This window comes from Sphingomonas sp. MMS12-HWE2-04, assembly GCF_044881185.1.
GTDB lineage: Bacteria > Pseudomonadota > Alphaproteobacteria > Sphingomonadales > Sphingomonadaceae > Sphingomonas.
The window spans coordinates 3,794,901-3,817,720 of record NZ_CP173254.1 but is presented as its reverse complement, the minus strand read 5'-3'; the positions used below and the strand labels follow the sequence as shown (position 1 = coordinate 3,817,720).

Below are 22,820 nucleotides of genomic sequence, written 5' to 3'. Positions count from 1 at the left end.
AGGCGCGGGCGATGGGAAGATGGGTTAGGCGGCCTTGCCGAAGCGGCTGAACCGGCCGTGGCGGCGAAAGCGCACCAGCCAGGCAGGCACTACCGCGGCAAGCGGCGTCGGGGTAATGCCAAGCGCCGCGAAGCCCGGCGCGCCTTCGGGCACGACATTGTCGTGCTGGAGCATGCGCCACTGGTCGGCAGTGATCGGCGTGCCCGGCAGCGCGGCGATCAGCCCGCCGATCGCGTCGGGAAGCTCGATGAATTGCGTGTCGCGACCGATCGTCTGCGCGATCCAGCGCTGGAGTTCACCCATCGTCACCACGTCGGGACCGCCGAGATCATAGGCCTTGCCGCCATGCTGCGCCGGGTCGGCGAGCGCGGCCACAACGGCCTGCGCGACATCTGCGACGAAGGCGGGCTGGAAGCGTGCCTGCGCGCGCAGCACGGGGACGAACTTGCCGGCGCCGATCATCGCGGCGAAGCGGTTCACGAACTGGTCCTCAGGGCCGAACAGCGTCGAGGGACGCAGGATCGTGGCGCTAGGAAAGGCGCCGCGCACCGCGGCCTCGCCTTCGCCCTTGCTGCGGCCATAGGCCGAATTGGATGCGGGGTCCGCGCCGAGCGCCGAGATATGGACCAGTGCCTGCGCGCCGGCCGCCTTGGCGGCACCAGCGACGTTGCGCGCGCCATCGACATGCACTGCGGCCATGTTCGCACCGAAAGTGCCGGCGAGATTGACGACATGGGTCGCTCCGTCGACGGCGCGCGCGATCGACTCGGCGTGGATCACCTCGGCGGCGGCGAACTGGGTCTGGCCAAGGCCACCTTGTGTCTTGAGGAACCAGGCGTCGCGCGGCCGCGGTTGGGCAATGCGGACGCGAGCGCCCGACCGGAAGAGTTCCTGCGCCACGTAGCGGCCGAGAAAGCCGCCGCCACCGATCAGCGTTACCAGACTGTCCTTCATACCTGCCTCGATTGTCCGCGCGAGCGAATCCCCATGCCGCGCCTGCGCTCAAACGGCAAGCGGGAGCGCCACCGCCCCGTCGCGCCGCCGGGTCGAAAGGCCGCCAGGGGATGCGCGCCGATAGCGCTTGGCACATCGCACTCTGTTCGCGGGGGCGACACCACGCTAAACCGTGCTGCGATGGCCCAGCGCAGTATCCTGATCGTCGGCGGCGGGACCGCGGGATGGCTCACCGCCGCCTATCTCGCCAAATATCTCGCGGTCGCGGAGCCGGGCGACATCGCCATCACGCTGCTCGAATTGCCGGAGATCGGCATCATCGGCGTCGGCGAGGGCGCGTTCCCGACGATCCGCACGACGCTCGCCTTCCTCGGCATCGACGAGAGCCGCTTCATCCGTGAGGCAGGCGCGACCTTCAAGCAAGGCATCCGCTTCGTCGATTGGGCGGAGACGCCCGTCGACGGCCGGCACAGCCATTTCTTCCATCCCTTCGAGCCGCCATTCCAGGCCGAGAGCGGCAGCCTGGTGCCCTATTGGCTGCTTCAGGACGAGGCGACGCGACCGCCCTTCGCCGAGGCGGTGACGATCCAGAACCGCGTCGCCGAGGCGCAGCGCGCGCCCAAGCGATCGCATGAGGCGGATTTCGGCGGGCCGCTAAACTATGCCTATCATTTCGACGCGCGCATGCTCGCCGATGTACTCGCCGAACGCGCACGGGAATTGGGCGTGCGACACCTTTCGGATCGGCTCGAGAGTGTCGAGATCGGCACGGACGGCGCGATCGCCGCGGTGCGGACCGAGGCGCAGGGCAGCCTCAGCGCCGATCTCTATATCGATTGCAGCGGGTTTCGCGCCGAGCTGATCGGCCGGGCGCTCGGCAGCCCGTTCAAATCGGTGCGCAACACGCTGTTCACCAACCGCGCGCTGGCCTGCAAGCTGCCCTATGAGCGCCCAGACGCGCCGCTGGAAAGCTACACCATCGCCACCGCCCACGAAGCCGGCTGGATCTGGGATATCGGCCTGGCCGGCGCGCGCGGCATCGGTTGCGTCTATTCGAGCGACCATATCGACGATGCCCGCGCCGAGGCAATCCTGCGCGACTATGTCGGCCCGCGGATCGACACGGTGAGCGTGCGGACGCTGCCCTTCGAGCCCGGCTATCGCGAGCGCCAATGGGTCGGAAACTGCGTCGCGGTGGGATTGGCGGCCGGTTTCGTCGAGCCGCTCGAATCGACCGGGGTGGTGCTGATCGAGGCCGCTGCTGCGATGATCGCCGAGCTGTTCCCCCACAATGGCCCGCTCGACGCGCCCGCCAAGCGGTTCAACACGCTGATGACCGCGCGCTTCGAGGGCATCGTCGGCTTCCTCAAGCTGCATTATTGCCTGAGCCGTCGCAGCGAGCCGTTCTGGCGCGCCAATGCCGATCCGGCGACGATCCCCGATAGGCTGCGCGACCTGCTGGACCAGTGGCGCTATCGGCCGCCGTCGCGCTTCGACTTCACCATCGACACCGAGTCCTTTGCCTTCTTCAATTACCAGTACATCCTCTACGGGATGGGATTTCGCACCGCGCCGGGCGACTTTCCCGCGGCTGGCGAGGCCGATCGCATCTTTGCGCGAATCCGCAGCTTCGGTGAGCGCGCGGCGCACGACCTGCCCGCGCACCGCACGCTGATCGAGCAGATCAACGTCGGCGCGCGCCTGCTCGCCGGCTGAGGCTTACTCGGCCGGGACGAGCGTCCCCGGCAGCGCGTCGAGTTCGCCGGTCTCGCGCGCCTTGCGGCCATAGACCAGCTCAAACAGCGGCGTCGCCATCACCGTGGTGATGATCGCCATCAACACCAGCATCGAGAACAGGGTTGGGCCGATAATCCCCTTTTGCAGCCCGATATTGATGATGATCAGCTCCATCAGTCCGCGCGAATTCATCAGCGCGCCGATGCCGAGCGCCGTGCGATTGTTCTCGCCTGCGATCCGCGCCGCCGCCCAGCAGGCGCCGAACTTGGCGAGCACCGAGACAGCGAGAATGCCCAGCGCGATCAGAAGCAGCTCCGGTGAATTGACCATGTCCATCCGGGTGTTGAGCCCGGAATAGGTGAAGAACATCGGCAGCAGCAGGACGACGGCAAGCGGCTCGACCTTCTTCTTGAGCTCTTCGACGAACAGCCCGCGCGGCATGCACACGCCGATCAGGAAGCCGCCGAAGATCGCATGGATGCCGATCGCGTCCATCAGGAACGCCGACAGGCAGAAGAGCAGCATGGTGATCGCCAGCACCTGGCTGCTCATCTCACCTTTAGCCTCGACGGCGCGGCCCAGCGGCGCAAGCAGCTTGCGGCCCCACAGCAGCATGAAGGTGGCGTAGAGCACCGCCCCGCCGATCGCGATCACCGCGACGCCAGGGCCGGCACCGAAGGTCGCGAGAACCAGCGCGAGCGCACACCACGACGCGGCGTCGTCGAACGCGCCGGCGGTGAGCGACAGCGTGCCGAGCGACGAATTGGCGAGCCCGCGCTCGTTGATGATCCGGGCAAGCATCGGAAAGGCCGTCAATGCGATGCACGCGCCCATGAACAGCGTTGCGTTCGACTGGCTGATCCCCGGCGCGAACAACCCGGGCACGGTGAGCAGGAAAGGCGTGATCAGCACCGCGAGCAGAAATGGGGCGACGATACCTGCGGCGGAAACGCCCGCGGCGCTCTTCGCCTTGGTCGCGAAATGATCGAGCCGCAACGTCAGGCCGACCATGAACATATACAGCCCGACGCCGAGCTGCGCGCCGACATAGAGGACGTTGCGGGTTTCCTTCGGGAAGACGGCGAGCTGGAGATCGGGGAAGAGCAGCCCGAATAACGAGGGCCCGAGCACCACGCCGGCGATCATCTCGCCAACCACCTGGGGCTGGCCGAGCAGCTTTTTGCCGAGCCAGCCGACAACCCGGCAAACGAAGATGATCACCGCGAGCTGCAGGAAGAAATGGATACTGAAATCGGACGGCGCATAACTTTTCGCGGCATTCACCGCGGGCCCATGCGGCGACAATATGTCGCCCAGCGCACGCACTGCGTCGGTCCACAAATCGATCATCAAACCTTCCCCAACCTCTCGACACGAGCGCCTTGGCGACGCTTCTGGCGTGCAAGGAGCGTTTCCGCGTGTCCGGGCGCAAGCCGAAATCGCGCGTCCGAACCTGCACAAGGGTCGATTTTCGGGGGTAGCGCCGCTTGTGTTGCCACAGCATCACATTGTAGTAATGTACCTACATGACAACGTAGTCTGTTGTGACGGCGGGGGGCCGGTGGGGGAGGTCCGAATGAAGGTCGTGACGAGCCGTGCGTTCAATCAGGATGTCAGCGCCGCCAAGCGATTCGCCCGCAGCGAGCCGGTGTTCATCACCGATCGCGGGCGCACGACACATGTGTTGATGAGCGTCGATACCTTCCGCCAGTTGACCGCCCACGCCGAATCGATCGTCGACCTGCTGGCGATCGAGGCGCGCGTCGATCCCGAGAGCGAAGCCGATCGCACCGCCGCCTGGGATCGCGGCGTACCTAACTGATGTATCTGCTCGACACCCCGATCGTCTTCGCGCTGCGCGGCGCTAAGGCGGGGCGCACCGATGCCGGGCTTTCGGCCTGGGCTGCCGGCGTGCCGCGCCAGCAGCTCTTTCTCTCCGCACTGAGCGTGATCGAACTCGACACTACGGCGGCGCGGATCGCACGAAAGGACAAAGCGGCTGGCGCAGCTTTGAGCGCATGGGTCGATCAGCAGGTGCCGCGCGCGTTCGAGGGACGGATCCTGGCAATCGACGCGGCAGTCGCGCGGCGCCGCGCCAAGCTTGCGCTCGCCGATCCGCGCGACGCCCTACTCGCGGCAACCGCTGCGGAGCATGGCCTGACGCTGGTCACGCGCGACACTGCGGCATTCCGCAGCGCGCGGATCAAGGTCTTCAATCCCTGGGGCTACACCCCCGACGAGGCTAGTGACTGGAGCGAGGCCTCACGCGGCGGCTCGCTGTGGTTCAGGAATCTGTTCGTGCGCGGCTAGAGACGCGGCGTCGCGGACCGAAATTAAGTCCACGCGTAACGTTATAATCGAGCACCGCCATGACGAAATAGGCCGCAAGCTGCTTGAGCCGGGTCCAGGGCCCGGTCCGCGCCTTGTAGACGTCGGGCGTGATCTGCTCCGATTGCGCGATCTCGCCCTCGACATAGCCGCGGACATGCGCCGCAAACGCCTTGTCCTCGATGCGCAGCATCAGCTCCAGATTCAGGAACATGCTGCGGATATCGAAATTGGCCGAGCCGATATGGACGACATCGTCGATCACGAAGAGCTTGGTATGCAGCTTGGTCGGCTGATATTCGTAGATCTGCACCTTCTTGCGCAGCAGGCCCGCATAGGTGAATCGCGCCGCCCATATGGCGGCGCCGTGATCGAGCTTCGAGGGCAGCACCAGCCGCACCCGGCCGCGCTTGCCGACTTTGTCGAGTCGGCGCAGCATCGCCGGATTGGGGGCAAAATAGGCGGCGATCAGGTCGATCCGTTTCGAACGCTCCATGTCGCGTTTGACCACGCGCGCCCAGGGCGACAGTCGACGCATCGGACCGCCGAGCAGCCACCGGGTCGCCCCCTCGGGCTCGCTCCACGCACGCAGCGTCCGACCGAGCGAACGCATCGACGCGCGCTCGCGCTTGGCCCAGGCCGACAATGCATCGAAATAGCCGACCAGCCGCGCCGCCGCCGGCCCCTCGACCAGCAATCCCAAGTCGCGCCAGGCATTTTCGGCGCGGGTCCCGAAATAATCGTCCTCTATGTTGAACCCGCCAATGATCACGCGCTCCTCGTCGGCGAGCGCGAGTTTCTGGTGGTTGCGCAACAGATAGCGTCGGCCCCAGCGCGGCACGAAACGGCACACGCCGACCCCGGCCTCCCGCAGCGGATCGAAGAAATTGCGTCCCTCGGCATGCTCGCTGCCCAGTCCGTCGACGATCAGATGCACGTCGACGCCGCGCGCCGCCGCACGGATCAGCCCGTCGCGAACGGCCAGGCCGGCCTCGTCATCGACATAGATATAATAGAGCACGCGCAGCGTGCGCTCGGACGAATTGATCAGCCCCAGCAATTGTTCGAGCCGTTCCGGACCGTCAGGTAGCATCGTCAGGCGGCTCCCATCGACCGTGAAACTGGGCTGACGGGGCGCTACCATGGCATCGTCATGCGGCGTCGTGCGGACCGGCGCAACTGTCTCGGGAGCGAAAGGCGGCATGGGGTTCCCTTCGTAACGCATCAGGAACGCTCAACCCTCAGGGCAGACTTGGGTTCACGGGTGCCGGGGTCGTCCAGGCGATTTTCTTGACATTGCAGCCCCCGGGCCCTAGATCGCCCCCTTTCCCGGACACCTTTAATCCAAGGAAGCGTAGATGGCGCGCGTCACTGTCGAGGATTGCGTCGACAAGATCCCCAACCGTTTCGACCTTGTGCTGTTCGCAGCACAGCGCGCACGGCAGATCTCGGGCGGTGCCGATCTCACGATCGACCGCGACCGCGATAAGAACCCGGTCGTCGCGCTGCGCGAGATCGCCGAAGAAACCGTGCGCCCCGCGCATCTCGAGGAATTGGTCGTGTCGAGCCTTCAGCGCGTCCAGGTTGACGACGAGGAAGCTCCCGACGAGATCGGCTCGATCGCCGCATCGGCCGAGGCACTCCGCCTCACCGCCGCTGCGCCGCCGCGCAACCAGAATCTGGGTGCCGACTACGACGGCTGAGCCGCGGGCGTTTGGATGATTTTCGAAAGGGCTGGAGGCAACTCCGGCCCTTTTTGCTTATCCGGCACGACCGAAACGCCGCCAGACGACGATCGGCACCGCCACGAGAACGAACAGCATCAGCAGCGAAAACACCCAGAGGCTTGCGCGATCCCGCTCCATCGCTGCGATCGCGATCAAGCAGGGGACGGCAACGATCGGCGTGATCTTGGTCGACCACCACAGCCACAGACCATGCCGCCCGGCAATGCGCGCCGCCGGCGGGCGGCGAAGAAGAATCAGCGTTGCGATCACCTTGAGCCCGAGCAGCGCGATCACCGCACACCAGAGCAGCGAGACGATCATTCCCCGGCCGGAGCCTCCGGAGCTGCGGCGCGCCCCTTGAAGCCCTGCGCCACGACGAACCACTCGACCGAGCCCTTGCGGCTTGCCGGCGGCTTGGCGTGCTTCACGGTGGCGAAATTCCGTTTCATTTCGGCGACCAGCTGCGAATCGGCGCCGCCGGCGAAGACCTTGCCGACAAATGCTCCGCCGGGCGCGAGCGTCTGGATCGCAAAATCGAGCGCGGTCTCAACCAGGCCCATAGTGCGCAGCGCGTCGGTCTGCGGATGCCCCACCGTGTTCGCCGCCATGTCGGACAGGATCAGGTCGGGCGCGCCGCCCAGCGCCTCGATCAGTCGTTCGGGGGCCGCATCGTCCATGAAATCCATCTGGAAGATCGTCGCGCCTTCGATCGGATCGACCGGCAGCAAGTCGATCCCGACCACTGCCGCCTTGGGCAGCTGCTTGCGCACGACCTGGGTCCAGCCGCCCGGCGCAATGCCGAGATCGATCACCCGCTTGGCGCTCTTCAGAAAGCCGAATTTCTCGTCGAGTTCGATCAGCTTATAGGCTGCGCGGCTGCGATAGCCCTCGGCCTTGGCGCGCTTGACATAGGGATCGTTGAGCTGGCGTTCGAGCCAGCGCTGCGATTGCGCGGTGCGTCCGCGCGCGGTCCGCACGCGGGTGAAGCCGCGCCCGCCGCCCCGGCTCATGCGCGTTGCTCGATCGAAGGAAAAATCATCTCTGCCGCCTGGGCGAGCCGCCTTCCCGCGTCAACCGCGATCATAGCGAAGCCCCGCCGATCAGCCGCCGCAGGATGCCCTCTCGAATCCCCCGATCGGCGATGCCCAGCCGTTCGGCGGGCCAGAAATCGAGGATCGTCTCGAGAATCGCACAGCCCGCGACGACCAGGTCGGCGCGCTCGTTGCCGATGCACGGGACCTGCGCGCGCTCGGCCATGCTCATCCGCGCAATCCCGGCGCTGACCCCCCGCATCGCCGCGGCAGGGACGATCAGCCCGTCGACAACCGAGCGATCATAGCTCGCTAGCCCGAGATGGACGCTGGCCAGCGTCGTCACCGTGCCGCTGGTGCCGAGCAGCCGCGGCGTGCCGGCGGGCGGCGTCAGGCGCGAGACGAACGGGGCGAAGCTTTTGGCGACCCGCGCGCGCATATCGGCATAGACGGCGGCGCCCCGGTCGGCACCGTCGGCGAGCCCCGCGGCCTCGGTGAGCGAAACCACCCCCCAGGGCGCGCTATGCCAGTCGAGGATGCGCGGCACCGGCGCGCTCGAATTGACCAGCACCAGTTCGGTCGAACCACCGCCGATGTCGAACACCAGCGCTGGGCCATCGCCGGGCTCGAGCAGTGCGTGACAGCCGAGCACGGCGAGCCTGGCCTCTTCCTCCGCAGTGATGATGTCGAGGGCGATCCCGGTCTCGCGATAGACGCGCTCGATGAACTCCGATCCGTTCGATGCCTGACGGCATGCTTCGGTCGCGACCGAGCGGGCGAGCGCGACGTTGCGGCGCTTGAGCTTCTCGGCACAGATGCGCAGCGCGGCCAACGTGCGTTCGATCGCCGCATCGGAGAGCTTGCCGGTAGTGGCCAGCCCCTCGCCCAGCCGGACGATACGCGAAAAGGCGTCGACGACGGTGAACCCGCCGCCTTGCGGCCTCGCGATCAGCAGCCGGCAGTTGTTGGTACCCAGATCGAGCGCGGCATAATGCCGCGATTCGGGCCAGCGCGGCCGCGGTCGGCGCTCGGCCGGCGGCTTGGGCGCAGGACGGGCAGACCCGCTATCTTTGCCGCGGGGCATTCTGGCGGAGCCATCCCCCATCGCATCACTCGCTTATGTTCTGATCCGTCACGGCCGATCATCGGTCGCCGGTGCTTGGGCGCAACGCTAGACCAGCCCGACACCCAGAGCAAGCAACCCACCCGCAACAGGCGTTGACACACCGAAAGCCGGGCCCCGACCCCCCGCCCTCTTCGGCTAAACGGTAAGCTTAACGACGACGCTGTGAAATCAATCACTTATCTGCAAGAACGGTGCGACACCGCGGTTTGAACCACCCGTGTCGCAGCGCTCAGAGGTTGGCGCGCCAAGGGCCGAAGCTGCCGGTGCCGTTCGCCGGAAGCGGCCACTAGCCGACAAGATTGATGCCGTTTGCCGGGTAGGCTCCACCCGCAGGAACGACGGCGCCTTGCCGGCCCAGATCACCGCGCTGAGCGCCACGCCGTCCTCGGCAAGAAGTCGATCCTCGACACCTACACGCCCCGGCGACACCGCCGCCGCCTGCACCTGCGTCGCGACGATGCTGCGCCACTGGTATGCCGAGCAGCAGCGCGAGGCGCAGGGTGAGGCCTAATCTCCGAGTCGCTGATTTATGTCGCACGTGCGACATAATCTTGTCGCACCGCCCCCGCGCGTGGGGCCTTGACCCGCAGATTTCCGCCGATTAGACGGCCCCCTCCGGTGCCCCGTCGTCTAAAGGTAAGACTACGGACTCTGACTCCGTCAATTGAGGTTCGAATCCTCACGGGGCATCCAGTTTCTTCTTTGACATCAGCGACCTAGCACTTCGTCTCGATGCTAGCGGAATCGCTTGTTTCCCTTAGGTGCTGGCCAGGCGTGGTCGCCCCGCGCGCGCGTGTTTGCGGCCAGTCGGGCCGCAGCGTCGATCCGCAATCCGGCGGCCTTCGGCTGGGAATAGCGGTCGACGAACTGGTCCGCGTGCGCCCGCATGAGCACGGTCAGGCACACCAGTTCGGTCTGACCGAGCCGAGTGCGGTCAGATCGATCTTCAGCAGCATCGGGATGATCATCAGCCAGATCAGCGCCGCGACCGCGAGATTGACCTGCGCAACTTCCGCCGCGGCGATCGCCGCTAAAAGTCCGGGCAGCGCATAAGTACGATCCCGACAACAATGCACAGCGCGACCAAAGACTTAGAAACCGCTCTAAGCCACGCATCGCGGCGTTCGCGGCGACGCTCAATGGCTTGCCGGGTCGGTAGAAGAGCCCTCCCCCAGCGCGATCTGCATGTAGACGCTGTCCAGCCACCTACCGGCCTTCCAGCCCATCGCGGAAAGCCGGCCGGCATGTTCGAAGCCCAAAGCGGCATGGAGCGCGACCGAGGCCGGCTCGCCGCCACCGATGACAGCGACCATCTGCCTGAACCCCTTTGCCGTCGCCGCTGCCAGCAATGCGCCAAGCAGCGCGCGGCCGATTCCTAGTCGCGCTTGGTCGGCCGAGACGTAGATACTGTCCTCGCAGGCAAAGGCGTAGGCCGGGCGATCGCGGAACTGCGTCGCGTAGCAATAGCCGAGGACTTTCTCGCCCCGATGGGCCACGAGGAACGGCCATCCCTTCGCGGCGATGTGTTCGATCTTCGCGCGCATGGCCGCGGCCGATGGCGGCACCATCTCATAGGTCGCAGTGCCGTGCAGCACGTGGTGCGCGTAGATGTCGGCGATGACGGCGGCATCTTCTGGCACGACAGGGCGGATCGAGATGGTCATTGGGTCGCTTCTCCCACGATCTGCCCGTCTTCTTTGAAGAAAGGGATGCGCTGCGTCGCGTCCAGCAAGTCCAGCACGGCCTCGGACGGTCGGCATAGCTTGACGCCCAGCGGTGAGACCACGATCGGCCGATTGATCAGGATCGGATGATCCATCATCGCATCGATGAGGTGATCGTCGCCGAGCGCCGGATCGGCGAGGCCGAGTTCGGCGAAGGGCGTGCCCTTCTCGCGAAGCAAGGCGCGAGGGCTAAGACCCAGGCGCGCGATCAGCAAGATGAGCATCGCCCGCGACGGCGGAGACTTGAGATACTCCACGACATGCGGCTCGATCCCTGAATTGCGGATCATCGCCAGCGTGTTGCGCGACGTTCCACAGGCCGGGTTATGATAGATGATGATGTCGGTCACAGCATCGCTCCGGTCTGGCAGCAGGCCGCTTTCGTCACGACATCCGCGAGCGGCGCGCAGATTTCCGCGTTCCCCGCGCAGCAATCCTCCATGAGGAAAGCGAGCAGGCTGCTCATATGTCTATACGCCGCCGTATAGATGATCGAGCGGCCGTCGCGGCGGGACGAGACTAGGCCGGCATGGCCGAGGATCGTTAAATTGCCCGACAGGGTCTGCGGCACGTGACCGGTCATGCGCGCGATCGCACCGGAAGCCATGCCTTCTTCGCCCGCCCGGACGAGCAGCCGGAAAACATCGAGCCGCCCTGGATGGGCGAGGGCGGACAACGCCGCCACAGCCGCGCCTGCCTCCATCGGCGTGCCGGCCGGCGCAGACCGGCCTGGTCGCCCAGCAAACCCAAGTTCCGCCACGCTAGCCTCCCTCCAAGGTGGATTTGCTACGACTATACCCGTAATATCATATCATTAAGCGCGTTGCACGCCGCCGCCGACCTTGAGCGATGGGAACATATCGCGTACGTTGACGCTCGTAATGGCCCCCGACCTACCCTACCCGGCGCTGCACGCGAGCCATGGCGGCATCTGGGTCGCCACCGCGGAGGAAACGCGCGCGGTGAGCCGGGGCGAGGCGATTCGCTTCGCTGCCGACACCCCGGTGATCGTGCTCAACGCGCCGCTGATTGGCCAGCGGCTGGGGCATCCCGAGCTTTCGGGGCTCGACCTGCTCGAGCTCTTCGCGCTGCTGCGCCCGGCGCGCTTCATGGTGCCGACGCCCAAGGGCCTGGCGCGCGCCACCGGGCTCGCCGTGCCCGAGAGCGATGCCGAAGTGGCAGGGTTCCTGCGGCAGGCAGCCGAGGCGCTGTTGGCGATCCCCAAAGGCGATTGGCCCGAGCGCGAAGGCGCGTGGAATTCGGTGCAATCGCTGTTCCGGCTGCGCTGGCCGTGGGCGCCGGCGCTCAGCGCGCGAATCACCAAGCCCGCCCAGGCCGAGCGCTGGCTGTTCTCCAGGCTGCCCGAATGGGACGAGCGCCCGCCGCGCCCCGCGCCGCGCACCATCGCGCTCGCCGATGCCGATGTCGCCGACAGGCTCGCGCGGCTCACCGGCAGCGCCGCCGAGCGCCGCCAGGGCCAGCGCGACTATGCCGCCGCCGCCGCCCAGGCCTTTTCGCCGCGCGACGTGCGCGATTCGCCCAATCTCGTGCTTGCCGAAGCCGGCACCGGAATCGGCAAGACCCTGGGCTACCTCGCCCCGGCCTCGCTCTGGGCCGAGCAGGCCGAAGGCGCGGTGTGGGTGTCCACCTTCACCAAGGCGCTCCAGCGGCAGCTTGCCCATGAAGGCGAACGGCTGGTTGCCGATCCCGCCGAGCGCAAGCGCCGGATCGTCACGCGCAAGGGGCGCGAAAACTATGTTTGCCTGCTCAATCTCGAAGACGCGCTGCAAGGCGGCTTTGCCGGGCGCGCAGCGATCCTTGCCCAGTTGGTCGCGCGCTGGGCGGCCTATACCGCCGATGGCGACATGGTCGGTGGCGACCTGCCCGGCTGGCTGCCGACGCTGTTCCGCCGCAACGGATCGACGGCGCTGACCGATCGGCGCGGCGAATGCATCTATGCCGGCTGCCCGCATTACCGGAAATGCTTCATCGAGCGGGCGGCGCGCGCAAGCGCCGAGGCCGATATCGTCATTGCCAACCATGCGCTGGTGATGGTCAACGCGGCGCGCGGGCGCGAAACCACCACTCGGCCGACGCGCTATGTGTTCGACGAGGGCCATCACCTGTTCGACGCCGCCGACGCGATGTTCTCCACTGCACTGACCGGGCAGGAGGCGATCGAGATTCGGCGCTGGATCACCGGCCCCGAAGCGGGGTCGCGCGGCCGGCGCCGCGGACTCGCGGCGCGGCTGTCCGACGTCGCCAGCTATGACGAGGAAGGCGGCCGGGCGATCGCCGAGGCAGTCGACGCCGCGCGCGCACTGCCGAGCGACGGCTGGCTCCAGCGGCTGAGCGAAGGCGATCCCTTCGGCCCGGTCGAGGCGCTGCTCGCGGCAGTGCGCGGGCTGGTCTATGCGCGCGACACCAACGGATCGGGCGACGCGGGCTACGGCCTGGAAACCGAATTCGCAGAGCCCGACGGCACGCTGGTCGAAGCCGCGGGACCGGCAGGCGCGGCGCTCGACGCGCTGGTGCGGCCGATGGTCAAGATCGGGCGACGCCTCGAAGCGGTGCTCGCCGAGGCGCCCGACTGGCTGGATGGACCCGCACGGGCGCGAATCGAAGGCGCGATCGCGTCGCTGGGGTGGCGCACCGAAACGGTGGGTGCCTGGCTCGCGCTGATCGCGCGAATCGGCGGCCCGGCGGATCCGGAGTTCGTCGACTGGCTCGCGGTCGACCGCGCCGAGGGACGCGAATACGATGTCGGGCTCCACCGGCATTGGCTCGATCCGTCCAAGCCCTTTGCCGAAACCGTGCTCAAGCCGGCGCACGGCGCGCTGGTAACGTCGGCGACGCTGCGTGCCGGCGGCGACTGGGACGTCGCCGAGGCGCGATCGGGCGCGGTGCATCTTCTGCGCCCGGCGCAGCGGTTCGAAGCGGTCAGCCCGTTCGACTATGCCGGCCAGGCCGAAGTGTTGATCGTCACTGACGTCAAGCGCGGCGACCTCGCGGCGCTCGCCAACGCCTATGCGCGGCTGATCGTCGCGGCAGGCGGCGGCACCCTGGGGCTGTTCACTGCGATTCGCCGGCTGCGCGCCGTCCATGCCCGCGTCGCCGACCGTCTGGCACGCGAGGGGCTGCCGCTGCTCGCGCAGCATGTCGATCCGATCGATACCGGCACGCTTGTCGATATCTTCCGCGATGATCCGCGCGCGTCGCTGCTCGGCACCGACGCGCTGCGCGACGGCGTCGACGTGCCAGGCGAATCGCTGCGCATGGTGGTGATGGAGGGCGTGCCCTGGCCCAAGCCGACCGTGCTCCACGCCGCGCGGCGGCTCGCTGGCGGCGGCACCGGCTATGACGATCGCATCGTTCGCGCGCGGCTGGCCCAGGCTTTCGGCCGGCTGATTCGCCGCGCCGACGATCGCGGCACCTTCGTGCTGCTCTCCGCCGCCAGCCCGTCGCGGCTGCTCGACGCATTTCCGGCGGGGACTCCGGTGGCGCGAGTGACACTGGACGACGCTGTCGAGCGCGTACGGCTTCCCTTGTCGGCGCGCATGCGGCATGAGGCCCCCGCCACCTGATCTGCCCCCGGGGAGCCATGAAGACGCTCACGCTGCTGCGCCACGCCAAATCCGGCTGGGACGATCCTGTTTCGCGCGATTTCGATCGCCCGTTGAACCCCAAGGGTCAGCGCGCTGCGGCGATGATGGGGCGGTATCTCAAGAGCGAGGGTTTGGCGTTCGACTATGTTCTTGCCTCGCCCGCCGCGCGCGTGGTCGAAACGCTCAACCATGTCAGCAGCGGCTATGGCAGCGAACTGGCGCCGCATTGGGACAAGCGGCTCTATCTCGCCTCGGCGGCGACGCTGCTCGATCTGGTGCACGCGCTGCCCGACGCGGCCGAAAGCGTGCTGCTGAGCGGACACAATCCGGGCCTCGAGGAACTGGTGTTGCTGCTGGCGGTCGATGGCGGGGCACTACGCGACGAGGTCGAGCTCAAATTCCCCACTGCCAGCCTCGCCGAACTGCGGTTCGAAGGGGGATGGGACGCGGTCGAGCCCGGCACCGCGCAACTGTCGCGATTCGTTCGACCACGGGACCTCGATCCTAGCCTAGGCCCCGATACGCCCTAGCGCGCCTCAGCGTAGATCGTCGTCGAGCGCCTGGATCAGGGCGTCGCGAATCGCGCGAAAGCCTTCGGCACTGCTTTTGGGCGCACGCGGAACGCGGGGCGCCTTTTCTTCCGCCAGCAGCTTTTGCACGCCGCGGATCGTATAGCCTTCCTGGCTCAGCAGGTGATGGATGCGCTGCACCAGCGCGACGTCTTCGGGCCGATAATATCGGCGATTGCCCGCGCGCGTCAGCGGGCGCAGCTGGGGAAACCGCGTTTCCCAATAGCGAAGGATATGCTGGGGGCGCCCAATTTCGAGGGCAAGCTCACCGATCGTGCGGAGGGCGCCGGCCGCCTTCTCCGCGGGTGGCATATCGCCCCTCAGTCGCCCGCCACGATGCGATCGCGCATCATCTGGCTGGCTCTAAAGGTGAGGACGCGCCGGGGCGCGATGGGAACTTCGACGCCGGTCTTGGGATTGCGGCCGACCCGCTCGCCCTTGTCGCGCAGGATGAAGCTGCCGAAGCCGGAAATCTTGACATTCTCCCCCTTGGAGAGCGCCTCGCACATATGCTGGAGAATCTGCTCGACCAGACGCGACGCATCGGCGCGCGAGAGCCCAACCTCACGGTGCAGTGATTCAGCCAGATCGGCCCTGGTCAGCGTGCCCGCTACAGGCATGTTCGCGGTACCCCCGGTGTCTTAATCTGTGTTGATCCTAGCAGATTGTCACGATCCCGCAAATCACATTGCAGAAGCGAACAACCTCGGCGATCGCATTGACTTGTATCAGAAACGAACGACGGCTGCACCCCAGGTAAAACCGCCGCCCATCGCTTCGAGAACGAGGAGATCGCCGCGCTTGATCCGCCCGTCGCGGACCGCGGTGTCGAGCGCCAGCGGCACCGAAGCGGCCGAGGTATTGGCATGTTCGTCAACCGTAACGATTACTTTCTCGGGGGGCAGGCCGAGCTTGCGCGCGGTGGCATCGAGAATGCGGGCGTTGGCCTGGTGTGGCACCACCCAGTCGACATCTTCCGAGACGAGCCCCGCCGCGCCGAGCGATTCCTGCATCACAGCGGCGAGATTGACCACGGCGTGGCGAAACACCTCGCGGCCCTTCATGCGCAGCTTGCCGACGGTGCCGGTGGTCGATGGACCGCCGTCAACATAGAGAAGGTCGTTGTGGCGGCCATCGGCATGAAGGCGCGTTGCCAGGATGCCGCGGCCGCTGGTTTCGTCGCTTTCCTGCGCCTCGAGGACGATCGCACCGGCGCCGTCGCCGAACAGCACGCACGTTGCGCGATCTTCCCAGTCGAGGATGCGACTGAAGGTCTCGGCACCGATCACCAGCGCGCGGGTATGCGCGCCTGCGCGAATCATCGAATCGGCGACCTGGACCGCATAGAGGAAGCCCGAGCAGACCGCAGCGACGTCGAACGCAACGCAATCGTTGATGCCAAGCGCGGTCTGCACCCGAGTCGCGGTCGCCGGAAAGGTCTGATCGGGCGTCGCGGTGGCGAGGACAATCAGGTCGATATCGGTCGCGTCGATCCCGGCCGCTTCGAGCGCGGCACGCGCTGCGCCCGTGGCGAGCGTGCTCGTCGTCTCGTCGGCGGCGGCGATGTGGCGGAAACGGATCCCGGTGCGCTCGACGATCCACTCATCGCTGGTGTCGACACGCTGCGCCAACTCAGCATTCGAAACACGCCGCGCAGGAAGGAACGAACCAGTACCCAGAATCACCGAACGACGTGTCACGCAGCCTTGGCCTCGAATTTACCCATGTCCTCGGCAATCCGCCGATTGAGATCGTCGCGCAGCAGCTTGGCCGCGAAGCCGATCGCGGTGTCTACGCCCAGTTCGTTGGCGCTGCCATGGCTCTTCACGACGATGCCGTTGAGCCCGAGGAAGACCGCGCCATTATGGTTGTTCGGATCGAGATGCGTGCGCAGCAGCTCGGTCGCCGGTTTGGAGATCAGGAAGCCGATCTTCGAGCGCGTCGAGCTGGAAAAGGCGCGCTTGAGCAGGTCCGCGACGAAGCGGGCCGTGCCTTCGATCGTCTTCAGGGCGATGTTGCCCGCAAAGCCATCGCACACGATCACGTCGACTTCGCCGCGCGAGAGCTTGTTGCCCTCGATAAAGCCGGTGAAATCGAGCCGTAAATGGCTGGCGGTGCGCAGCTCGGCAGCCGCATCGCGAATGTTCTCGGTACCCTTCATCTCCTCGGTGCCGATGTTGAGGAGTGCGACACGGGGCCGTTCGAGATCGAGCGCGATTCGCGCATAGGCCGCGCCCATCACGGCGAACTGGACGAGATTGCGCGCATCGACTTCGGTGTTGGCGCCCAGATCGAGCATCACCGTGTCGTTTTCCCCCAGCGTCGGCAGCAAGGCGGCGAGCGCGGGACGATCGATCCCGGGCATCGTGCGCAGCGCAAGCTTCGACATCGCCATCAGCGCGCCGGTATTGCCCGAAGAGACCGCAGCGCCCGCCTTGCCCTGTTTGACCAGATCGATGGCGATTCCCATCGAGGTCTTCTTGGCGCGACGAATCGCAGTGCTCGGCTTTTCATCGGACGCGACAACGCCTTCCGCGTGGACGATCTCCGACGCAGACGCCAAATTGGGATGGCCTTCGAGACCGGCGCGAATCCGCGCTTCGTCGCCGACAAGGATGAATTCCATCCCCTCGAAGCGACGGCGCGCACGGGCGGCGCCAGCCAGCATGACCGCGATCCCTTCATCGCCGCCCATCGCGTCGACGGCGATTCGCATCGGGATCGTCATGCCGGCAGGACCCTGTTCGCCCCTTTTAGTGCGCGAGCTCAGCCCTCGACCGAGGTGATCTCGCGGCCGTTATAATGGCCGCAAGCGGTGCACAGATTGTGCGGACGCTTGAGTTCGCCGCAGTTCGGGCACTCCTGGAATGCCGCAACGGTGAGCGCATCGTGCGCCCGGCGCATGCCACGCCGCGACGGCGAGGTCTTTCTCTTAGGAACGGCCATTTAGGCACCTTTGTTACGAAAACCGTGAATCAAAAGTCGCGATACGCCCGCATGGCTAATCGGGCAAGCGACGACGGGGCCGGCGCTCGCCGGACCATAAGGCAAGTCACGAAGCGAGGCCGCGCGTATACCAATTCTTGCTCAGGTTGCAAGGCCGTGTAGGGTGCCGCGCAAAGGAGACTGATCCAAATGCTGTTGCCCGTCGCGCTCACTACTACCGGCGCCGCCGCGATCATCAACCTGTGGCTGGGGGTGCGCGTCAGCCAGCTGCGCCTGAAGGAGAAGATCTTCGTCGGCGATGGCGGCAACCAGAAACTGGTCGCGCGGATGCGCGCGCAGCTCAACTTCGCCGAATATGCGCCGATCGCGCTGCTGCTGATCGCGCTGATCGAATTCGGCGCGGGCTCGCAATTCTGGCTGTGGATCGTCGCCGCCCTCTTCCTGTTCGGGCGGCTGCTGCACGCGCTGGGCATGGACGGCTGGCGCATCGGGCGGCAGATCGGAATCATCTCGACGATGCTGACCCTGCTCGGGCTCGGCATCTACGCGATCTGGCTCGCCGCCCAATATGGCAACCCGCTGCGCTGAGCCTCAGGCCGCGAGGGCGGCGTCGCTGACGAACGGGTTGGTGCGCCGCTCATGCGCGAAGGTGCTCGACGGGCCGTGGCCGGGAACGAACGCCGTGTCCCCGCCCAGCGGCCAGAGCTTGGTGACGATCGAATTGATCAGGTCCTGGTGATTGCTCAGGGGAAAGTCGGTGCGCCCGATCGATCCCTGGAACAGCACGTCGCCGACCTGCGCGAACTTCAATTCGGCATGGTGGAAGATCACGTGTCCCGGCGTGTGGCCCGGGCAGTGATAGACGTCGAGGGTCAGCTTGCCGAGCGTGACCTGATCGCCCTCCACCAGCCAGCGATCGGGCTCGAACGGCGCCCCGCGCACGCCATAGCGCCGGCCGTCATCCTCCAGCCGCGCGATCCAGAAGCGATCGGCCTCATGGGGCCCCTCGATCGGCACGCCGAGCTCCTGCGCGAACTCGCCCGCCGCGCCGCAATGATCGATATGGCCATGGGTGATCAGGATCTTCTCGATCGTGACGCCGAGCTGGGCCTGCGCCGCGCGCAGCTTGGGCAAGTCGCCGCCGGGATCGATAAAGGCGCCGCGCATCGTCTCGGTGCACCAGATCAGCGTGCAATTCTGCTGGAGGGGCGTGACGGGGACGATCGCAGCGCGCAAGGGGGGATTGGCCATCCAGCGGAGATAGGCGGCGTGGCCTTCGGCGGCAACATCGCTTGCCCTGGCGCGCGCGGGGCGCCATGCGGCGGCGCAGATGCCCGGCCCCGCCCCCTATGTGCTCCTCGACGATGCCCGCGCGAACGGCGCGCCCGCGCGGCTCTATGTCCGTCCGGTCGAAATCGTCGAGGCGACGACCATCGAAGCGGTCCGCCCTGCACTCGATCGACTGCGCGGCGCGCGCGCGCGCGGGCTGCACGCCGCGGGCTTCCTGCATTATGAAGCGGGCGGGGCGTTCGAGTTGGCGGCGTGGCGCGACGATCCGCCCGAGGGCCGCTTGCTGTGGTTCGGGCTGTTCGAGGACTATGAAACGATCGCGCCCGACGCGGTGCCGGGCCGACTCCCCGATCCGGCGGGCGCCTGGGCCGGCACGCCGACGCCGCGGATCGACGAAACCGCCTATCGAGTCGCCTTTGCCCGCGTCGCCGAACTGATTGCCGCCGGCGACATCTACCAGGCTAACCTCACCTTCAGAGCAAGCGTGCCGTTCGCCGGTGATCCCGCGGCGCTCTATGCGCTGCTGCGCGGCCGAGCGCGCGCCGGATATGGCGCGCTGATCGATACCGGCGACGGCGTGTTGCTCAGCCTCTCGCCGGAGCTGTTCTTCAGCCTCGAAGGTGGCCAGCTCACTGCGCGACCGATGAAGGGCACCGCGCTGCGCGATTCCGATCCGGACCGCGACGCAGCGCTCGCGGCCGATCTAGCCGCCGATCCCAAGCAGCGCGCCGAAAATCTGATGATCGTTGACTTAATGCGCAACGACCTCGCGCGCGTCGCGCGACCGGGAAGCGTCGCCGTTCCGCAGCTGTTCGAAGTCGAGGCCTATCCGACCGTGCACCAGATGGTGTCGAGCATCACCGCCGAGCTTGTCCCGGAGCACGACGCGATCGACGCGCTGGCCGCGCTGTTCCCGTGCGGATCGATCACCGGCGCCCCCAAGGTGCGCGCCATGCAGATCATCGCCGAAGTCGAGCAGGGCGCGCGCGGCATCTATACCGGCGCGATCGGGCGGCTCGATGCCAATGGCGATGCGATGTTCAACGTCGCGATCCGCACCCTGGCGATAGACAGAGCGAAACCAGGCGACGAATCGGCGCTGCTCGGGTTAGGATCGGGCGTGGTTGCCGATTCGGAAGCAGCGCAGGAATGGCAGGAATGCCTCGCCAAGGGCGCGTTCGTGAGCGCTGGCGAGCGGCCGTTCGACCTGATCGAGACGATGCGCTTCGATCCCATAGACGGGATGCCGCTGCTCGAACGCCACCTTGCCCGCGTCAAGGCGAGCGCGCTCGCCTTCGATTTCAGGTTCGACCGGCATTCCGCGCGCAACGAGCTTCAGGCCGCGACCTTCCGACTGCGTGACCCGGCCAAGGTTCGCGTGCTGCTGTCGCGCAGCGGCGCGATCGCGATTGGGATCAGCCCGCTTCCCGAGTATCCCGATGGGCCCGTGCGCATCGCGCTGGCGCCGCGCGAAGTTGCGCGAAACGATTTTCGCCTGCGCCACAAGATCAGCCGCCGCGACTTTTATGATCGCGCGCGCAGGGAATCGGGCGCCTGGGAAGTGGTGCTCCTCGACGAAGACGGCTTCGTCACCGAGGGTAGCTTCACCAATGTCTTTGTCGAGCGGCACGGCGTACTGGTGACGCCGCCGCTCAGTCGCGGGCTGCTGCCAGGGGTGCTGCGCGCCGAATTGCTCGACACCGGGCGCGCCATCGAGGGCGATCTTCGACCGAACGACCTTCAGGACGGCTTTTTCGTCGGCAACGCGGTCCGCGGACTGGTTGCAGCCGTTACAGTTGCGGAAAGTTCGAATCGCGACGTATAGGCGCGCGTCTCTTCCGGAAAAGGCGTCCGAACATGCAGCTTTCCGCCGCGCTCCAGCGCATCCAGCCCTCCGCGACGCTCGCGATGACGAGCCGTGTGTTCGAGCTGAAGCGTGCAGGTGTCGACGTGATCGGCCTCGGCGCCGGCGAACCCGATTTCGACACGCCCGATTTCGTCAAGGAAGCCGCGATCGAGGCGATCCGCGCTGGCAAGACGAAATACACCAATGTCGACGGCACGCCCGAGCTGAAGCAGGCGATCGTCGCCAAGTTCGCCCGCGACAACGGCCTGACCTATGCCGAGAACCAGATCAGCGTGAACTCGGGCGGCAAGCACACGCTGTTCAATGCCTTTTGCGCGACGATCGACGCCGGCGACGAAGTGATCGTGCCCGCGCCTTATTGGGTGAGCTATCCCGACGTCGTCGAGTTCGCCGGCGGCAAGCCGGTGTTCATCGCCGCGGGTGCCGACCAGAACTACAAGATCAAGCCCGAGCAACTAGACGCCGCGATCACCGCCAAGACCAAGTGGGTGGTGCTCAATTCGCCGTCCAACCCGACGGGCGCGGCGTATAGCGCGGCCGAGCTCAAGGCGCTGGGCGAAGTGCTCGAGCGCCACCCGCACGTGCTGATCTATGCCGACGATATGTATGAGCATATCCTCTATGACGGCTTCGAATTCGCGACGATCGCCCAGGTCTGTCCCTCGCTGATCGAGCGCACGCTGACTGCCAACGGCGTGTCCAAGGCCTATGCGATGACCGGATGGCGGATCGGCTATGCCGGCGGCCCGGTGTGGCTGATCAAGGCGATCGGCAAGCTCCAGTCGCAGTCGACCTCGAACCCGTGCAGCATCTCGCAGGCGGCGTCGGTCGCGGCGCTCAACGGCGATCAGAGCTTCCTCAAGGAGCGCGTCGCGGCGTTCCAGGGCCGGCGCGATCTCGTCGTCTCGATGCTCAACCAGATCAACGGCATGACCTGCCCGCGCCCCGAAGGCGCCTTTTACGTCTATCCCGAATTTGCCGGGCTGATCGGTAAGACCACCCCCAAGGGCCAGGTGATCACCACCGACGAGGAAATGATCACCTATCTGCTCGACGAGGCCAAGGTCGCCGCGGTGCATGGCGCCGCGTTCGGCCTCTCGCCGGCGATGCGGATCAGCTATGCGACTTCGGAAGCCCTGCTGACCGAGGCGTGCACGCGGATCCAGACCGCCTGCGCGGCCTTGCGCTGAGGCCCGTCGCCCCACATCTTGCGTCCATGCTCAAATGGATGCTTCCCGCCGCCGCGCTCGGGGCGATCGCCATGGTCGCCGCGACCGCGGCGCCGTTCGTCGAGCGCGCGGTGCCGATCCCGGCGCCCGCCGAGGACGTCGCCGCGCCCAAGGGGCCGCAGACCGCGGTGCTCGCGGGCGGTTGCTTCTGGGGCATGGAGGCGGTGTTCCAGTCGGTCCGCGGCGTCCAATCGGTGACCAGCGGCTATGCCGGCGGCACGGCGTCGGACGCGAGCTATGCGCGCGTCTCGACCGAGCGCACCGGCCATGCCGAGGCGGTCAAGATCGTCTATGATCCGCGCAAGGTGAGCTACGGCACGCTGCTGCGCATCTATTTCTCGGTCGCGCACGATCCGACCCTGCTCAATCGCCAGGGTCCTGATCGCGGCCCCAGCTATCGCTCGGCGATCTTCCCGCAGGACGCGCGCCAGCGCCAGGTAGCGGAGGCCTATATTGCCCAGCTCGGCAAGGCCAAGGCGTGGCCAAGGCCAATTGTCACCAGGATCGAGACCGGCGCCTTCTATCCCGCCGAAGCCTCGCATCAGGACTTCTACTGGCGCAATCCGACGCATCCCTACATCGTCCGCTGGGACCGGCCCAAGGTCGCGGCCTTTCGCAACGCCTTCCCGCAGCTGGCAAACTGATGGTCGTCCGCCGAGGCGGTTGCTGATTCCGCGCCCCGGTTGG

Annotated in this window: 26 protein-coding genes, 1 tRNA gene and 1 pseudogene; 12 read left to right on the top strand and 16 right to left on the bottom strand. The window is 66.7% G+C overall.

Annotated elements, in window-relative coordinates; translation table 11 throughout:
• Positions 1-24: 24 nt before the first annotated feature.
• The gene (locus tag AB2M62_RS18110) at positions 25-954 is read right to left on the bottom strand and encodes a complex I NDUFA9 subunit family protein (RefSeq protein WP_404336062.1); all 930 of its coding nucleotides are present in this window, start codon (positions 952-954) and stop codon (positions 25-27) included.
• Between the two features lie 180 nt (positions 955-1,134).
• Between AB2M62_RS18110 and AB2M62_RS18105 the strand changes: the two genes are divergently transcribed.
• Entirely contained in the window at positions 1,135-2,670 is a 1,536-nt protein-coding gene (locus tag AB2M62_RS18105) for a tryptophan halogenase family protein (RefSeq protein WP_404336060.1), read from the top strand.
• A 3-nt stretch (positions 2,671-2,673) separates the two neighbouring features.
• On the opposite strand, the gene AB2M62_RS18100 is transcribed toward AB2M62_RS18105, so the two are convergent.
• Positions 2,674-4,041: a cation:proton antiporter gene (locus AB2M62_RS18100; protein ID WP_404336058.1), complete on the bottom strand. Its 1,368-nt coding sequence runs from the start codon at positions 4,039-4,041 to the stop codon at positions 2,674-2,676.
• A gap of 226 nt (positions 4,042-4,267) precedes the next feature.
• On the opposite strand from AB2M62_RS18100, the gene AB2M62_RS18095 reads away from it, so the two are divergent.
• Positions 4,268-4,513, top strand: a complete 246-nt coding sequence (locus AB2M62_RS18095; protein WP_404336057.1) for a type II toxin-antitoxin system Phd/YefM family antitoxin — start codon at positions 4,268-4,270, stop codon at positions 4,511-4,513.
• Positions 4,513-5,001 (top strand): PIN domain-containing protein, encoded by a 489-nt coding sequence (locus AB2M62_RS18090; protein WP_404336056.1) that lies wholly within the window; start codon positions 4,513-4,515, stop codon positions 4,999-5,001. The genes AB2M62_RS18095 and AB2M62_RS18090 overlap by 1 nt, the downstream gene beginning before the upstream one ends.
• Here the strand turns inward: AB2M62_RS18090 and AB2M62_RS18085 are convergent.
• Entirely contained in the window at positions 4,976-6,163 is a 1,188-nt protein-coding gene (locus AB2M62_RS18085; RefSeq protein ID WP_404340015.1) for a phosphatidylserine/phosphatidylglycerophosphate/cardiolipin synthase family protein, read from the bottom strand. The genes AB2M62_RS18090 and AB2M62_RS18085 overlap by 26 nt on opposite strands.
• 214 nt (positions 6,164-6,377) lie before the next feature.
• On the opposite strand from AB2M62_RS18085, the gene rpoZ reads away from it, so the two are divergent.
• Complete coding sequence (rpoZ, locus tag AB2M62_RS18080; RefSeq protein WP_404336054.1) at positions 6,378-6,722, top strand: DNA-directed RNA polymerase subunit omega; 345 nt, start codon at positions 6,378-6,380, stop codon at positions 6,720-6,722.
• Positions 6,723-6,779: 57 nt separating this feature from the next.
• Here rpoZ and AB2M62_RS18075 read toward each other — a convergent pair whose 3' ends face one another.
• The 3 genes from AB2M62_RS18075 to AB2M62_RS18065 form a co-directional block, all read right to left on the bottom strand.
• Entirely contained in the window at positions 6,780-7,067 is a 288-nt protein-coding gene (locus AB2M62_RS18075) for a hypothetical protein (RefSeq protein WP_404336053.1), read from the bottom strand.
• Positions 7,064-7,756 carry an RlmE family RNA methyltransferase gene (locus tag AB2M62_RS18070; RefSeq protein WP_404336051.1) on the bottom strand — a complete coding sequence of 231 codons (693 nt, stop codon included), beginning with the start codon at positions 7,754-7,756 and terminating at the stop codon, positions 7,064-7,066. The genes AB2M62_RS18075 and AB2M62_RS18070 overlap by 4 nt, the downstream gene beginning before the upstream one ends.
• Before the next feature lie 70 nt (positions 7,757-7,826).
• Complete coding sequence (locus AB2M62_RS18065; RefSeq protein WP_404336050.1) at positions 7,827-8,861, bottom strand: Ppx/GppA family phosphatase; 1,035 nt, start codon at positions 8,859-8,861, stop codon at positions 7,827-7,829.
• Positions 8,862-9,249: 388 nt separating this feature from the next.
• Between AB2M62_RS18065 and AB2M62_RS18060 the strand changes: the two genes are divergently transcribed.
• Together AB2M62_RS18060 and AB2M62_RS18055 are read left to right on the top strand one after the other, a co-directional pair.
• A complete protein-coding gene (locus AB2M62_RS18060) occupies positions 9,250-9,414 on the top strand; it encodes a hypothetical protein (protein WP_404336048.1) in 165 nt (54 codons plus the stop codon).
• 108 nt (positions 9,415-9,522) lie between these two features.
• A tRNA-Gln gene (locus AB2M62_RS18055) sits at positions 9,523-9,596 on the top strand.
• A 212-nt stretch (positions 9,597-9,808) separates the two neighbouring features.
• Here the strand turns inward: AB2M62_RS18055 and AB2M62_RS18050 are convergent.
• The 4 genes and pseudogenes from AB2M62_RS18050 to AB2M62_RS18035 form a co-directional block, all read right to left on the bottom strand.
• A pseudogene (locus AB2M62_RS18050) lies at positions 9,809-10,019 on the bottom strand (arsenical-resistance protein); the annotation flags it as partial.
• 20 nt (positions 10,020-10,039) lie between these two features.
• On the bottom strand, positions 10,040-10,567 hold the full coding sequence (locus AB2M62_RS18045; RefSeq protein ID WP_404336047.1) for a GNAT family N-acetyltransferase: 528 nt from the start codon (positions 10,565-10,567) through the stop codon (positions 10,040-10,042).
• Positions 10,564-10,977 carry an arsenate reductase (glutaredoxin) gene (gene arsC, locus AB2M62_RS18040; protein ID WP_404336045.1) on the bottom strand — a complete coding sequence of 138 codons (414 nt, stop codon included), beginning with the start codon at positions 10,975-10,977 and terminating at the stop codon, positions 10,564-10,566. Before arsC ends, AB2M62_RS18045 begins: the two co-directional genes overlap by 4 nt.
• Positions 10,974-11,312 (bottom strand): ArsR/SmtB family transcription factor, encoded by a 339-nt coding sequence (locus tag AB2M62_RS18035; protein ID WP_404336043.1) that lies wholly within the window; start codon positions 11,310-11,312, stop codon positions 10,974-10,976. The genes arsC and AB2M62_RS18035 overlap by 4 nt, the downstream gene beginning before the upstream one ends.
• 196 nt (positions 11,313-11,508) lie before the next feature.
• Here AB2M62_RS18035 and AB2M62_RS18030 point away from each other — a divergent pair, with 196 nt between their 5' ends.
• Together AB2M62_RS18030 and AB2M62_RS18025 are read left to right on the top strand one after the other, a co-directional pair.
• A complete protein-coding gene (locus tag AB2M62_RS18030; RefSeq protein WP_404336041.1) occupies positions 11,509-14,211 on the top strand; it encodes an ATP-dependent DNA helicase in 2,703 nt (900 codons plus the stop codon).
• 17 nt (positions 14,212-14,228) lie between these two features.
• Positions 14,229-14,762, top strand: coding sequence for a SixA phosphatase family protein (locus tag AB2M62_RS18025; RefSeq protein ID WP_404336039.1), 534 nt, complete (start codon positions 14,229-14,231; stop codon positions 14,760-14,762).
• A gap of 6 nt (positions 14,763-14,768) precedes the next feature.
• Here AB2M62_RS18025 and AB2M62_RS18020 read toward each other — a convergent pair whose 3' ends face one another.
• The 5 genes from AB2M62_RS18020 to rpmF form a co-directional block, all read right to left on the bottom strand.
• Positions 14,769-15,113, bottom strand: coding sequence for a MerR family transcriptional regulator (locus AB2M62_RS18020; protein WP_404336037.1), 345 nt, complete (start codon positions 15,111-15,113; stop codon positions 14,769-14,771).
• Between the two features lie 8 nt (positions 15,114-15,121).
• Complete coding sequence (locus AB2M62_RS18015) at positions 15,122-15,421, bottom strand: integration host factor subunit alpha (RefSeq protein ID WP_404336035.1); 300 nt, start codon at positions 15,419-15,421, stop codon at positions 15,122-15,124.
• Between the two features lie 108 nt (positions 15,422-15,529).
• Complete coding sequence (locus AB2M62_RS18010) at positions 15,530-16,501, bottom strand: beta-ketoacyl-ACP synthase III (RefSeq protein WP_404336033.1); 972 nt, start codon at positions 16,499-16,501, stop codon at positions 15,530-15,532.
• Entirely contained in the window at positions 16,498-17,529 is a 1,032-nt protein-coding gene (gene plsX / locus AB2M62_RS18005) for a phosphate acyltransferase PlsX (RefSeq protein WP_404336031.1), read from the bottom strand. The genes AB2M62_RS18010 and plsX overlap by 4 nt, the downstream gene beginning before the upstream one ends.
• A gap of 38 nt (positions 17,530-17,567) precedes the next feature.
• Entirely contained in the window at positions 17,568-17,747 is a 180-nt protein-coding gene (rpmF, locus tag AB2M62_RS18000) for a 50S ribosomal protein L32 (RefSeq protein WP_404336029.1), read from the bottom strand.
• A 189-nt stretch (positions 17,748-17,936) separates the two neighbouring features.
• Here rpmF and AB2M62_RS17995 point away from each other — a divergent pair, with 189 nt between their 5' ends.
• Positions 17,937-18,335, top strand: coding sequence for an MAPEG family protein (locus AB2M62_RS17995; protein WP_404336027.1), 399 nt, complete (start codon positions 17,937-17,939; stop codon positions 18,333-18,335).
• Positions 18,336-18,338: 3 nt separating this feature from the next.
• On the opposite strand, the gene AB2M62_RS17990 is transcribed toward AB2M62_RS17995, so the two are convergent.
• Entirely contained in the window at positions 18,339-18,998 is a 660-nt protein-coding gene (locus AB2M62_RS17990; protein ID WP_404336025.1) for an MBL fold metallo-hydrolase, read from the bottom strand.
• A 79-nt stretch (positions 18,999-19,077) separates the two neighbouring features.
• Here AB2M62_RS17990 and pabB point away from each other — a divergent pair, with 79 nt between their 5' ends.
• The 3 genes from pabB to msrA are packed head-to-tail and all read left to right on the top strand — an operon-like array spanning position 19,078 to position 22,777.
• On the top strand, positions 19,078-20,862 hold the full coding sequence (pabB, locus tag AB2M62_RS17985; protein WP_404336023.1) for an aminodeoxychorismate synthase component I: 1,785 nt from the start codon (positions 19,078-19,080) through the stop codon (positions 20,860-20,862).
• A gap of 32 nt (positions 20,863-20,894) precedes the next feature.
• Positions 20,895-22,094, top strand: a complete 1,200-nt coding sequence (locus AB2M62_RS17980; RefSeq protein ID WP_404336021.1) for a pyridoxal phosphate-dependent aminotransferase — start codon at positions 20,895-20,897, stop codon at positions 22,092-22,094.
• Between the two features lie 26 nt (positions 22,095-22,120).
• The gene (msrA, locus tag AB2M62_RS17975; protein ID WP_404336019.1) at positions 22,121-22,777 is read left to right on the top strand and encodes a peptide-methionine (S)-S-oxide reductase MsrA; all 657 of its coding nucleotides are present in this window, start codon (positions 22,121-22,123) and stop codon (positions 22,775-22,777) included.
• The last annotated feature ends 43 nt before the right edge of the window (positions 22,778-22,820 follow it).

Coding starts and splice junctions, on each gene's coding strand:
- AB2M62_RS18110 (WP_404336062.1), bottom strand. CDS start 954: ATGAAGGACAGTCTGGTAACGCTGATCGGTGGCGGCGGCTTTCTCGGC.
- AB2M62_RS18105 (WP_404336060.1), top strand. CDS start 1,135: ATGGCCCAGCGCAGTATCCTGATCGTCGGCGGCGGGACCGCGGGATGG.
- AB2M62_RS18100 (WP_404336058.1), bottom strand. CDS start 4,041: ATGATCGATTTGTGGACCGACGCAGTGCGTGCGCTGGGCGACATATTG.
- AB2M62_RS18095 (WP_404336057.1), top strand. CDS start 4,268: ATGAAGGTCGTGACGAGCCGTGCGTTCAATCAGGATGTCAGCGCCGCC.
- AB2M62_RS18090 (WP_404336056.1), top strand. CDS start 4,513: ATGTATCTGCTCGACACCCCGATCGTCTTCGCGCTGCGCGGCGCTAAG.
- AB2M62_RS18085 (WP_404340015.1), bottom strand. CDS start 6,163: ATGGTAGCGCCCCGTCAGCCCAGTTTCACGGTCGATGGGAGCCGCCTG.
- rpoZ (WP_404336054.1), top strand. CDS start 6,378: ATGGCGCGCGTCACTGTCGAGGATTGCGTCGACAAGATCCCCAACCGT.
- AB2M62_RS18075 (WP_404336053.1), bottom strand. CDS start 7,067: ATGATCGTCTCGCTGCTCTGGTGTGCGGTGATCGCGCTGCTCGGGCTC.
- AB2M62_RS18070 (WP_404336051.1), bottom strand. CDS start 7,756: ATGAGCCGGGGCGGCGGGCGCGGCTTCACCCGCGTGCGGACCGCGCGC.
- AB2M62_RS18065 (WP_404336050.1), bottom strand. CDS start 8,861: ATGCCCCGCGGCAAAGATAGCGGGTCTGCCCGTCCTGCGCCCAAGCCG.
- AB2M62_RS18045 (WP_404336047.1), bottom strand. CDS start 10,567: ATGACCATCTCGATCCGCCCTGTCGTGCCAGAAGATGCCGCCGTCATC.
- AB2M62_RS18030 (WP_404336041.1), top strand. CDS start 11,509: ATGGCCCCCGACCTACCCTACCCGGCGCTGCACGCGAGCCATGGCGGC.
- AB2M62_RS18025 (WP_404336039.1), top strand. CDS start 14,229: ATGAAGACGCTCACGCTGCTGCGCCACGCCAAATCCGGCTGGGACGAT.
- AB2M62_RS18020 (WP_404336037.1), bottom strand. CDS start 15,113: ATGCCACCCGCGGAGAAGGCGGCCGGCGCCCTCCGCACGATCGGTGAG.
- AB2M62_RS18015 (WP_404336035.1), bottom strand. CDS start 15,421: ATGCCTGTAGCGGGCACGCTGACCAGGGCCGATCTGGCTGAATCACTG.
- plsX (WP_404336031.1), bottom strand. CDS start 17,529: ATGACGATCCCGATGCGAATCGCCGTCGACGCGATGGGCGGCGATGAA.
- rpmF (WP_404336029.1), bottom strand. CDS start 17,747: ATGGCCGTTCCTAAGAGAAAGACCTCGCCGTCGCGGCGTGGCATGCGC.
- AB2M62_RS17995 (WP_404336027.1), top strand. CDS start 17,937: ATGCTGTTGCCCGTCGCGCTCACTACTACCGGCGCCGCCGCGATCATC.
- AB2M62_RS17990 (WP_404336025.1), bottom strand. CDS start 18,998: ATGGCCAATCCCCCCTTGCGCGCTGCGATCGTCCCCGTCACGCCCCTC.
- pabB (WP_404336023.1), top strand. CDS start 19,078: ATGCCCGGCCCCGCCCCCTATGTGCTCCTCGACGATGCCCGCGCGAAC.
- AB2M62_RS17980 (WP_404336021.1), top strand. CDS start 20,895: ATGCAGCTTTCCGCCGCGCTCCAGCGCATCCAGCCCTCCGCGACGCTC.
- msrA (WP_404336019.1), top strand. CDS start 22,121: ATGCTCAAATGGATGCTTCCCGCCGCCGCGCTCGGGGCGATCGCCATG.